The following is a 13196-nucleotide window of genomic DNA, read 5'->3' as shown; positions in this document are numbered from 1 at the left end:
GTTGATATATAAACGATATTATGGAAGAAAATCAAAATAAAGACGGACAATTAAATATAGAATTAGACCAAGAAATTGCAGAAGGAACCTATTCTAACTTGGCTATAATTAATCATTCTGTTTCAGAGTTTATAGTAGATTTTATAAATATTATGCCAGGTGTGCCTAAGGCAAAAGTAAAGTCTAGAATTATTTTAACGCCACAACATGCGAAAAGACTTTCTAAAGCTTTAGCAGAAAATGTTCGAAAATTTGAGCATCAAAATGGAGAAATAAAAGATTATGAGCAACCTCCAATTCCTATGAATTTTGGACCAACTGGTGAAGCATAAAAAAAAGCGAAACTTTTAAAGTTTCGCTTTTATTATTATACTTTTCTTGTTTTGTTTAATAACCAAAAATCGGCTAGTACCAGAGCAGTCATAGCTTCTACAATAGGTACAGCTCTTGGTACAACGCAAGGATCATGACGACCTTTACCAGTTATCTCTGTAACTTCATAATCAGAATTTATAGTTTGTTGGTTTGTCATTATTGTAGCAACAGGTTTAAAAGCTACTCTAAAGTAAATGTCCATTCCGTTGCTAATACCTCCTTGAATTCCTCCAGAAAGATTAGATTGTGTTGATCCATCTGCATTAAAAATATCATTATGCTCAGAACCTTTCATTTTAGCACCACAAAAACCACTACCAAACTCAAAACCTTTAACAGCATTAATAGATAACATTGCTTTACCTAATTCTGCGTGTAGTTTATTAAATATAGGTTCACCTAAACCAACGGGTATATTTTGCGCAACACATGTAATAGTACCGCCAATAGTATCTCCAGCTTTTCTTATTTCTTGAATTTTAGCAATCATTTTGTCCGCAGAACTTTCATCTGGACATCTAACAATATTGTCTTCTGTTTTAGAAAAATCTAAATCCTGATACGGTTTATCAATAAATATTTCACCTACAGAAGAAGTAAAAGCGTTAATTTTCATTGATGCTATTAATTGTTTTGCTAAAGCACCTGCAACAACCCAGTTGGCAGTTTCTCTTGCAGAACTTCTACCACCACCTCTGTAATCTCTACCTCCAAACTTTTTATCGTATGTGTAATCTGCATGAGAAGGTCTATAAACATTAGTATTATGATTATAATCTTTAGATTTCTGATTAGTATTTCTAATAATAAAACCAATAGAAGTACCTGTCGTTTTACCTTCAAATATACCAGATAAGAATTCTACTGTATCTGGTTCTTTACGCTGTGTTACAATTTTAGATTGACCAGGTTTACGCCTATTCAATTCATTTTGTATTGCTTCTAAATCAATTTTTAACCCAGCAGGAAAACCGTCAATGACACCACCAATAGCGGTTCCGTGAGATTCACCGTAAGTGGTTACTTTTAATAATTTTCCAAAAGAATTAAATGCCATTTGTCTTGTATTTATTTACAAATATAATAAAGTGTTCTTGATCATATTATTTTTTGTAATATTTTAAATGATACCTATAATTTTTATTTTTATATGATTGTCTGATTATTAATGCTATAGATAGTTGAAAATATTATTTTCAAAATAATTAGAAAAAAACTTCATTTTTGTTTTTGAGAATTAAAAAACCTTTATATATTTGCATCCGCATTCAGGGAATACCTGATGAGACACTTGGAGAAATGGCAGAGTGGTCGAATGCGGCAGTCTTGAAAACTGTTGACTGTAACAGGTCCGGGGGTTCGAATCCCTCTTTCTCCGCTTAGAGAATTACAATTCTCACCATAAGCCCACAAACATTATGTTTGTGGGCTTTTTACTTATATTTAAATATCTTATAAAAGCAATTAAATATAATGGTTGGGAGACTAATTAGGGATCACTTTTTTGTTTTTTCAATCGATATATAATTTATCTTAAATAGCTGATATTTAGTTTTTTATAGTTCTTTCTGAAATTAACTTTTCCTATATTTATTACGAATTAATAACTGATACCTATGCGTAATTTGTTTTCTTTCATTTTTTATATTAGGCGCAGTAAAGCAGATAAAAACGGAAGAGCGAATGTTTATTTAAGAATAACTGTAAATGGTAAGCGCGTAGAACTTAGTATTTCAAAAAAAAGTAGATGTAAAAAAATCAATATCATAAAATTTACTGCTGATTGGATAAAATACGGAAAAGCTGCTGGAATATTTGCAGACGCATTAATTGCTTTTTGAGATGGAGAAAGTAAAGGGACAAAAAATATGATTAAACTTGCAAGGCAAAAAGAATTAAAAACTAAAATAATTCTCTTTGAAAACAAAATTCTGTCTATTTAGTCAGTAAAAATAAAAGAATACCCAATATTAAAATTAGGTATTCTTTTTTTGGTATCGAAAAAAGAACTACTTTAATAAAGTAGAAATTGAAAAACCAACAATTGCCCCAATTACAGCCATAATAACAGTAAAAAGTATATCGTCTAAACTGATAGTAAAAACTGAGAGTAAAAACTGTAGAAAGTAATGTCTCTCCAACAACTGATTTTATTTGAATATCGTTCTGAAACATATTTTATTCATCCTTTTTTTCATCAGAAACAACAATTTGACTAATTATTGTAGTCACAGTTCCTAAAACAGTCATATATGTTGCCTCTGTAATTATAATTGCAGGTATGCGCACAGGAGCTGCAATAATTACTCCTCCTGCAGTAGCTAATGCAATGCCAATATTTCTCAAAATTCTAAAGAATTTTGGTGTTGGTTTTTTATAACGTTCTATAATTTTCATAATTCTGAGATTTAATGGTTAGTGTTATTTGTTCTTTTCGATCTTTTGCTGGACACGCTAATGATAATAATTTCTTCATGGCATCTTTAGAATACAAACCTTTACCAAAACCACTTAAATAATTGACTGGAGCAATGCAACCTTGTAAATCCGTTTTTGCATTATTTGCCGGATGAAATAAAATATAACTTCTTTCTTTTACATTTTTCAAAATCAGATGATGATGAAATCGTTTTAAAAATCTTGGTATAATTTCATAAACTCCTTCAGGAGTACAAGAAATATTCCTCCTGTTATTTGCCCAGAGTAACTCTATTGTGTTACAGATAAATGTTTCAATACATTAAGGACTAAAATAGAAGGGGTAATTAGGGAGTAGTTTGTATTTTAAAGTTATTAAAGCCTTATAAATAAAGGGATTTAGAATGTTGTTCTAGTTCCTCTTTCTCCGAAAAACCCGTAAACATTTTGTTTACGGGTTTTTTAATTATATGAATACATTAATTATAAGAGGTAATCTATTCGGTTATCGATTTTATCTCTAAGATAGTTAACTGAGACATATTGTAATATAGTATTTCAACTTATATTAACTTAATATTACTTTATTCATATTAATTCTTAAATAACGTCTACTCTTAATGAAATGTTTAATTTTTTTAAAAAAAAATTAATTAGCCCTAGTTGTTAATATAAACGAATACTGTTATTAAAACCATTTAGTATAAAGCTGTTATTTATTTAATAAATATTATTTTTTTTAGATTGATAGTTAGAGTGTTACTGGATTTTTAAATAAAAATATTATTTTTTGTGACTTTATCCATCTAATTGTTTCTTAACTGTATATAAATTAATAATGATTATTCACTATTAAACAGTTGTTTAAAGTTTACTTTAATTTATTATCATAAGTTATTTTTTTATATATATTTGTGTTCCTCCAATAGAAAATATGCACAATTTAATATTTAGCGAAATTAAAATTAGAGGAATTGAAACCGACTAGCACCCTATTACTAACTAATAAAAAATCTTGTTGTTCAAAGACAGTAAATAAATATATTGTCTTTTAATCAAAACAGAATACATCTTTTAGAAATACAAGATGTATTCTGTTTTTTTATTTTAAAAATAATTAAATTAAATATGAGGAAAAATTACTTATCTACAAAACTACCTTCTTATTCGTATAATAAGGTGTCTTTAATTTTCACACTATTCGCTATTATTTTGTTTAATTCTAATACGTTTTCACAAACGTGTAACTTAAATGCGGGTAATAGTAAAACAATATGTGTTACAGAAGGTCTGCTTTTAACAAGTTCTTCTTTCGGAATTGCTCCTGGTGATACAGATCCTAAAGTAGTTAATCCAAGATGGACACAAATATCTGGACCAAGTGTAATTTTACAAACACCTAATTCTGCTTCTACGGTTGTAGATGGTTTAGTTGGAGGTGAAGTTTATGAATTTAAATTAACAGGAGAATGTTTTGATGGTTCGGGAGATAACTCACAAAATGTAACAATTACTGTTAATGAAAATACTTTGGCAGATGCAGGAGAAAATATTAGTGGTTGTCCTGGTGTTTATTCACTTTCAGCAACTCCACCCAACACAGCAATTGGCGAGGTTGGAGAGTGGACAATTAATGGTAATGATAATGCTGGTGTAACAATAGCAGATGTTAATTCTCCTACAACTACAATTACATTAAGTGATACAGAAGTTGGTGATACTACACTAAGGTGGTCTATTACAAATCCAACACAAACTAAAACCTGTCCTACAGACGACCTAGTAGTTATTACAAATTTAGGAGGTGACCCAGTTGTAGATGCTGGGCCAGATTTAGAAGCATTTACAGATGTGCCAGAATGTTATACAAATTTTCAAAGTGTAACAATGTCTGCATCTGTTGGTGGTTTAGGTAACGGTCAACAAGGTACGTGGTCTTTTGTTTCTGGACCTGCTTTACCAAATATCGTAGATTTAAATAATCCTAACACAGTTGTAAATCAATTAACAGAAGGTTCTTATACATTAAGATGGACAGTAAATGGTCCTTGTGCAACAGGAACAGATACAGTTACTATAAATGTACCTGCAGCAACTCAACAAAATACTAGTTCGGATGCTGGTCCTGATCAGGTATATTGTACGCCAGTTACGTCAACAGTATTAGAAGGTAATTTACCACTTTATGCTGGTGAAACAGGTTTATGGACTCAATTAGATAGTAATCCTCCGGTAACTTTTAGTGATAATACTAGTAATACCACAACAGTATCAGGTATGTCTGGTACTGCAGATTATAGATTTAGATGGACAATTACTGCACCTAATTTAGGGAATCCACTTTATGAATGTGATTCTTTCGATGATGTAAACGTTTTATTTAGAAATGATCCAACTACAATTGATGTTAATGGAGCAACTAATACCATTATACTTCCAACCACACCAGAGAATCCTGTACCTTCTTCTCCATATAATAGTGTAGATTTACCTTATGTTTTTTCTGGAGGTACAAGCACAACAGCTGCTTTAGTAAGTGGACCAGGTGTAGTAGTACCAGTTTATACATATTCTTCTGGAAATATAAATGTTTCTGGTTTAGATGATATTGGTACTTATGTAATTCGTTTTACAAGATTTGCATCAGGAGCAGGGTTAACAGGTTGTGGTTCTGCATCAGAAGATATTACGATTATAGTTTCTGAAGCACCTGGAGCAAATCAAGATATGGCAGCAAATGCAGGAACAGATTCTGTGTTGCCTTGTGGTGATGCTTCTACAAACTTAGCAGGTAATGATCCATCAGCAACCCAACCAGGAGTAACAAATGTATATACCGGTTATTGGACTCAAATTGATGGCCCAGGTATTGCAGTGTTTGCAGATGAAACTTTATATAACACATTAGTTACAATGCCAGGTTCTGGAGTTTACACTTTTAGATGGCATATTGTTAGTGGTCCTCCAGGGTCTACGCCTTCTACAGATGATACGCAAGTTACTGTGTCTGTTACACCAAATTCTCAAATAATTCCACCGCCAACAACAAGTAATCTTTGTGCTGGTGATTTTATATTAGAGGCTACACCATTAGCTTCGAATGAAGTTGGTGAATGGGTTCAGGTAGATGCTAATCCAGCAGTGGTTTTTTCAGATAAGAATAATACAAGAACATCGGTAAATTTAGCACCAAACGCTACATACCAAATTGAGTGGCAGGTAGCAACTACGGCTGCTACACCATGTACTTATTCGACATCAGTAACATTAAGCGTAGATTCAGATGTTGCTCCTTCGGCCGCATTTGCAGGAGATGATGTTTGTTTGCCTAGTGGAACTACAAGTGTAACTTTAAATGCGGACGCATCGAGTTTTAATGATACAAATCAAACAGTAGGAGAGTGGACAATTGTTAGTAAGCCAAACGGCGCGCCAGACCCTACTACCACATACGGTATAAAAACTCCTGGGCAAGATGCTGTTGCAGCACAAGATGCTATACCTGCACAAGATGCTGTTACATCGCAAAACGCTGTTGCAGCACAAAATGCTGTTACGGCGCAAGATGCAGTTAGTGCTCAAGTAGCTATTGTAGCATCTCCTAATCCTCAAGACATTGCATATCAACCAGCAGTTCCGGCACAGCCAGAAATTTTAGCGCAACCAGAAGTTCTAGCACAACCAGAAGTTTTGGGGCAACCAGCTATTCCGTACCAACCTGCGGTAGCATATCAACCAGCTCAAAACGGACAACCAGAAATTTTGGCGCAACCAGAGGTGTTAGCACAGCCGGAAGTACCTTATCAACCAGCAGTAGCTTATCAACCAGCGGTAGCTTATCAAGCAGCAATTCCTGCTCAGGCAGAAGTACCTGCTCAAACAAATGTAATTATTACAGCGGCGGATGCTCAAGATGCAATACCTGCTCAAGATGCAGTAGCTGCACAAAACGCGGTAACAGCACAAGACGCAGTATCAGCGCAAGATACGGTAACAGCACAAGATGCTGTAGCGGCTCAAACGGCTATTCCGGATTATTATTATTCACAAACAGATGCAGATCCAAATGCAACTTATACAGGTTTACAAGCAGGTCAATATGTTTTTGAATGGAAAACCACAAACCCTTCTGCATGTACAACAGAATTTACAGATACGGTTTCTATTACTGTAGATCCAGGAGTTATTTATGATGCCGGAACAATTACTGATGTATGTGCAACAAGTCAACCTATATCTGTAACAATGAATGCAGATGATCCTGCTGTACATGGTTTTACAGGTACTTGGGTTTTAAAGCAAGGGGATAATTCTTGGTCTGTAGACGATATAAATTCACCTACAGCAACTTTTTCTAATTTAAAACCAGGATATTCTTATGAATTTGAATGGAACGTAGATAAAGGGCTTTGTACTTATAATAATCCAGATTCGGTAAGTTTTGATGTGTATTTACAAGCAGAAGATGCAGCTTTAACAGGAGCGTCTTCAGATACTACGTGTGGTACTTCTTATGTATCATCTCAAGTAGATAATTCTACTACAGTTTATGGAGGTTTAGGATCACAAGCAGTAGCAACTCCAGGAAACGGTGGTTCAGGAATATGGTCTGTAGTTTCAGGACCAAATAATCCTGCAATAAATGCCACAAACCCAGATCTTACAGTTTCAGGAATGTCTACAGGTGTTTATGTTTTTAGATGGACAATTTCTTCTGATAATCCATTTTGTCCTCCGAGTGTTCCTTCTGTAGATTTTACGTTAACTGTTAACGAACCAGCAGATGCAGGTGCAGATATAGATTTATGCGACGCAACATCTGTTATCTTACAAGGTAATGAAACGTTATCTAATAACGGTACATGGACTTTTTTAAGCTCGACAGGTTCAGATAATCCTAACCCGGTTTCAATTGGAAATGGATTAGCGACTGTTGATATTATTCCAGGAAATACATATCAATTTACATATACTACGCCTGGTGTAGCTTGTGGAGATACAGATACTGTAACTGTTACAAATAGTGCACCACCAGAAACACCTAATGCAGGTACAGATCAAGAGGTTTGTTTGGGTGATACGAACATTGCAACAATGAATGCAACTGCATTAACAAGTCCAAGTGAAGGTGAATGGACGGTAATAAGTGAACCAGCTCCAGGTGCAGCCAATATCCTTGTAGCTAATGACCCTACTACTAATATCGAACTTTCTACAACAATTGAAGGTTTATATATATTTCAGTTTAGATCAACCAATCCTGGAAGTAATTGTACTAACGGAATAAGTGATTTTGTTCGTGTTAATTCTTATTTAGAACCAAGTGATGCCGTTATTACACCAATTTTAGATAATTCTTGTCAGTTTTCGACTGTTTTAGAAGCAGCTACGCCAATAAATGGTCTCGGAACTTGGGAACTTATTAATAGTAGTAGTTTAGATGGTAATGGTAATCCTTATAATATTCCCGCATATGATCCGCCGGCAAGTTATACTCCTGGGGATATATCAATTGATAGTCCAAATAACCCAACAACAGAAATTTCTATTGTTAACGAGTATACCCTAGCTTTAGGAGATTATACTTTTAGATGGAAAGTTGCAAATGGAAGTTGTGCGACAAAAGAAGATATTATTACAATAACTTATAATGGTGTTCCTCCTACAGAACCAGACGCAGGTCCTAATCAGTTTTTATGTGCTTCTTCTAGTGTTACAATGAATGGTAATAAAATTATTACAGGTTCAGGTAAATGGTCTCAAGTAGGTACAACGCCTGCTATTGTAAGTTTTTCTAATCCTTTTGCACAAGATACTGATGTAACAGGTTTAACAGCTGCAGGAGTTTATACTTTTATGTGGACATCGTCAAATGGCGGATGTTCTTTCTCTGATACAATGGAGGTAACAATAACAGAAGATGTAGCAGCAGCAAATGCTGGGGCAGATCAAAATTTATCTCAGTTTGATGCTGTTGTTTTAGCAGCAAACGATCCTATACCAGGAGAAGGAGTTTGGACATTTGTTTCAGGGCCAAATACACCAAATATTTTAGATATCAATGATCCGGCCACTAATGTAGCGGGTACAATACCTGGTACTTATGAGTTTACTTGGACAGTAGATAATAACCCTTGTGCAACAACAACAGATAATGTTGTTATAACAATATTACCAAGTGTAGATTTAGATTTAGAAAAAACATTAGTAACACCTTTACCAATTAGTGTAGGTGATGTTTTAGATTTTCAGATTGAAGTTACAAATAATAATACCAATTTTGATGGAACAGGAGTAAGTGTTTTAGATGAATTACCTGTAGGTTATTCAATTGTAACAGGTTCTGTAACCAATGGAGGTATTTATAATTCTGGAGGGAGAAGTATTAATTGGGATGGTTTAACAGTTCCAAAAGGTAGTTCTGTTATTTTAACATATAAAGTTACAGTAGAAGCTTCTGGGCCGTATATAAATACTGCACAAATTACAAGCTTAGATCAGTCAGATCCAGATTCTACACCTAATAATAATGTCTTATCAGAAGACGATCAAAGTTCTGTAACTACAACACCAGGTCCGGTAGTAGATATTGCTTTAGTTAAAACGGTAAATAACGCAGCTCCAAATGTAGGTTCTAACGTTGTTTTTACAATAACTGTAAATAATAACGGACCAAGTAATGCTACTGGTATCGCTGTTTCAGATGTATTACCATCTGGTTACACATATGTAAGCTCTAATTCTGCAACAGGTGCAGCAAGTATAGATGATTCTACACCAGCATCTGGAACAGGAATTGTATGGACTGTAGGAAATTTAGCAAGCGGCGCATCAGAAACTTTAGACATTACAGCAACAGTAAATGCAACAGGTTCATATAATAATACTGCTTCAATATCAGCAACAAATGAAACTGATTCAGATGTTTCAAATAACCAAGATTCTGAGGCAACAGTACCTGTTTCTGTAGCAGATTTAAATTTAACAAAAACGGTAAGTGCACCAGCAAACGGAATAAGTTACTTAGTTGGAGAAAAAGTTAAATTTACAATTACGGTTAATAACGCAGGACCAAGTATTGCTACCGGAGTTAATGTGGTAGAATATTTACCAACAGGATACACATATGATGCAGATAATGGTTCTGGTGCATACACACCAGCTACGGGTTCTTGGGTTATAGGTTCTATAGCAGCTGGTGGTTCTTCGGTTTTAGAAATTGATGCAATTATTAATGATTCGGGTAATTATAATAATGTTGCAGAAATAGTACATGCAGATCAACAAGATCCAGATTCTACCCCTGGTAATAACACTATAACAGAAGACGATCAAGCACAAGTAGATATTACACCAACAAAGGTGGCTAATTTATCACTTGTTAAAACAGTGGATGATTCTAATCCAACAGTTGGTAATAATGTAAAATTTACACTTGCCTTAACTAATGCAGGACCAAGTGACGCTACATCTGTAATTGTTAATGATCAATTACCAGTTGGGTATACATTTGTAACTTATACATCTACATCTGGTATTTATGATGCTACTTCTGGTAATTGGACACTTTCTGGAAGTGTTTTAAATGGTAAAACAGAATATTTAGATATTGTAGCTTCAGTAAATGCAGCAACTGGTGCTGCTAATGAATATAGAAATGATGCTCAAGTTACTGCAAGTGATCAATTTGATCCGAACTCAACGGTAAACGATGGAGTAGGAGACGATGCATCAACAGCAAGTACAACACCAACACCATTAATAGATTTATCATTAACAAAATCTGTAGATAACGTACAAGCTGTAGCAGGTACAGATGTGGTATTTACAGTAGTTGTATCTAATGACGGACCAAGTAACGCAACAGGAGTTGTAATTACAGATCAATTACCTTCTGGTTATACTTTAGTAAGCCATACAGGTGGAACAAGTTATGTGCCAGTAACTGGTATTTGGACAATAGGAAATTTAGCAAACGGAGCATCAGCAACTTTAAATGTAACAGCAACAGTTAATGCAACTGGAGATTATACAAATGTTGCAGAAATAACAAGTGCTACAGAAACAGATGTAGATTCTACACCTAATAATGATGAATTAACTGAAGATGATCAAGATGAAGTAACAGTATCAAGAGATCCATTAGTAAATTTAAGTTTAACTAAAGTTGTAGATGTATCTTCACCTAATGTAGATGACAATGTTACATTTACGATAGAGGTAGAAAATGCAGGCCCAAGTGTTGCAACAGAGGTTGTTGTAACAGATAAATTACCAAGTGGTTATAGTTTTGTAAGCTCATCACCAACTATAGGAACTTATGATGAGGTATCAGGTTCTTGGACAATAGGATCTTTAGGTATTACTTCAGCAACTTTAACAATTGTAGCTAAAGTTTTACCTACAGGAGATTATGATAATGTTGCAGAAGTAACAGGTACAAAAGAAGTAGATGCAAACTCTACACCTGGTAATAATGATATTTTAGAAGATGACCAACAACAAGTGGTTGTTACGCCTGTTCAAAGAGCAGATTTATCTTTAACAAAAGTAGTGGATGTTTTATCGCCAAATGTTGGCGATAATGTTACGTTTACTATTGATGTAAGCAATGCAGGACCAAGTGAAGCTACAAATGTTGTAGTTACTGATCAATTACCATCGGGGTATCAATTTGTAAGTGCAAGTCCAACAGCAGGAATGTATAACAGTACTACAGGTTTATGGACTGTATCAAGACCAATTATAGCAGGTACAACAGAAACAATTCAAATTGTAGCTACTGTTTTAAAAACTGGCGTTTATACAAATAATGCAGAAGTTACATCTAGTGATCAAGCAGATCCAGATTCTACAGTAAATGATGGTACAGGAGATGATTTTTCTTCTGTAACACCAACACCAAATGCTTTAGTAGATCTTGCATTAATAAAAAGAATAGACAATGCAACACCAGATGTTGGTTCTAATATTGTCTTTACAATTGAAGTTGTTAATAATGGTCCAAGTGATGCTACGGGTGTAGTTTCAAATGACGTTTTACCTTCTGGATATTCTTGGGTAAGTGATGATAGTACTGGTTCTTACGTGCCAGGTACAGGTGTTTGGACTATTGGAAACTTAGCAAATGGAGCAACATCTACCTTAAATATTACAGCACAAGTTTTAGCAACAGGAAATTACACAAATACAGCAAGTGTAAGTAGTACAGAAGCAGACAGTAATGCTGCTAATAATACAAATAGTATTTCTAGTACACCAAGAGATGTAGCTGATATTAGCCTTGTAAAAACGGTATTAAATGCAACACCAAATGTTGGTGAAAATGTAACATTTGAATTAACCGTAGAAAATGACGGACCTAGTGCTGCAACAGGAATAATTGTTACAGATCAATTACCATCTGGTTATTCTTATGTTTCATCAGTGACTTCTGGTACAACTACTTATAATAGTGTTTCTGGAGCTTGGACTGTTGGTGCTTTAGCAAACGGAGCTTCAGCAACATTGTCTATTACAGCTAAAGTTTTAGGTACAGGAGATTATGATAATGTTGCAGAGGTTACAGGAGCAGATCAATTTGATCCAAACTCAACACCAGGTAATAATAATCCAGCTGAAAATGATTATAGCGAAGTTCCAGTTACACCAATTAATAGTTCAGATTTAGTAACCGTTAAGACGGTAAATAATAATACTCCAAATGAAGGTGATACAATTATTTATACTATTGTAGTAACAAATAATGGAGGAACTACTGCTGCAACAGGAGTAACGCTAACAGATAATTTACCATCAGGAATTACTTATGTAAGTGATGATAGTTTAGGAGCCTATAATTCAGGTTCAGGAATTTGGACAATTGGTGATTTAGCTGTAAATGCTAGTGTTACGTTAAATATTACTGCTATTGTTAACGCTAACACTTCTGGTAACTCAATTATAAATACTACTTCTAGAGCATCAGGAGATCAAGTAGATCCTACAAATGTTGGAGATGATTTAATGGAAACAATTATTATTAATAAGCCACCAGTAGCGAATGACAATACAGATGTAACATTAAACACGACCACACAGCCAAGTGCGCCGTTACAGATTTTAACGGATGATTTATTAAGTGATGGCGTAACACCAGCAAGTCCAACGAATACGACTTTAGATTTAGATCCAACTACAGCAGGTGTTCAGGATGAATTAATAGTTGCAGGCGAAGGAGTTTGGAATTATAATTCAGCAAACGGAGAGATTGTCTTTACCCCAGAGACAATTACGGGAGGATTTGGAGCTAATTTCACAGCAGATCCAACGCCAATAGTTTATACCTTAACAGAGAATCAAACAGGTTTAACAGATACGGCTACGGTAACGATCGATTATCAAGAGGTTGCCCCAATCGCGAA

At 34.4% G+C, this 13196-nt stretch carries 6 protein-coding genes and 1 tRNA gene; 4 read left to right on the top strand and 3 right to left on the bottom strand.

The genetic code is table 11. The annotated features are described in order from the left end of the window. The first annotated feature begins 20 nt into the window (after positions 1–20). A complete protein-coding gene (locus tag ACYPV9_RS08735) occupies positions 21–332 on the top strand; it encodes a DUF3467 domain-containing protein (RefSeq protein WP_299065483.1) in 312 nt (103 codons plus the stop codon). A 35-nt stretch (positions 333–367) separates the two neighbouring features. On the opposite strand, the gene aroC is transcribed toward ACYPV9_RS08735, so the two are convergent. Continuing rightward, complete coding sequence (aroC, locus tag ACYPV9_RS08730) at positions 368–1432, bottom strand: chorismate synthase (protein WP_459743071.1); 1065 nt, start codon at positions 1430–1432, stop codon at positions 368–370. A 236-nt stretch (positions 1433–1668) separates the two neighbouring features. Between aroC and ACYPV9_RS08725 the strand changes: the two genes are divergently transcribed. Next, a tRNA-Ser gene (locus tag ACYPV9_RS08725) sits at positions 1669–1753 on the top strand. Between the two features lie 238 nt (positions 1754–1991). Further along, entirely contained in the window at positions 1992–2216 is a 225-nt protein-coding gene (locus tag ACYPV9_RS08720) for an Arm DNA-binding domain-containing protein (protein ID WP_459743068.1), read from the top strand. Between the two features lie 337 nt (positions 2217–2553). On the opposite strand, the gene ACYPV9_RS08715 is transcribed toward ACYPV9_RS08720, so the two are convergent. After that, positions 2554–2772: a hypothetical protein gene (locus tag ACYPV9_RS08715; RefSeq protein WP_459743066.1), complete on the bottom strand. Its 219-nt coding sequence runs from the start codon at positions 2770–2772 to the stop codon at positions 2554–2556. Continuing rightward, positions 2750–3100, bottom strand: a complete 351-nt coding sequence (locus ACYPV9_RS08710) for a DUF5675 family protein (protein WP_459743430.1) — start codon at positions 3098–3100, stop codon at positions 2750–2752. Before ACYPV9_RS08710 ends, ACYPV9_RS08715 begins: the two co-directional genes overlap by 23 nt. Before the next feature lie 821 nt (positions 3101–3921). On the opposite strand from ACYPV9_RS08710, the gene ACYPV9_RS08705 reads away from it, so the two are divergent. Next, a partial coding sequence (locus ACYPV9_RS08705; RefSeq protein ID WP_459743064.1) for a hypothetical protein occupies positions 3922–13196 on the top strand: 9275 nt, incomplete at its 3' end.

The organism is Polaribacter sp. OB-PA-B3 (assembly GCF_054589375.1).
This window is presented reverse-complemented; position numbering and strand designations above follow the sequence as displayed.

Bases quoted from the DNA above. Each gene is read 5' to 3' on its own strand.
- aroC (WP_459743071.1), bottom strand. From the start codon at position 1,432: ATGGCATTTAATTCTTTTGGAAAATTATTAAAAGTAACCACTTACGGT.
- ACYPV9_RS08735 (WP_299065483.1), top strand. From the start codon at position 21: ATGGAAGAAAATCAAAATAAAGACGGACAATTAAATATAGAATTAGAC.
- ACYPV9_RS08720 (WP_459743068.1), top strand. From the start codon at position 1,992: ATGCGTAATTTGTTTTCTTTCATTTTTTATATTAGGCGCAGTAAAGCA.
- ACYPV9_RS08715 (WP_459743066.1), bottom strand. From the start codon at position 2,772: ATGAAAATTATAGAACGTTATAAAAAACCAACACCAAAATTCTTTAGA.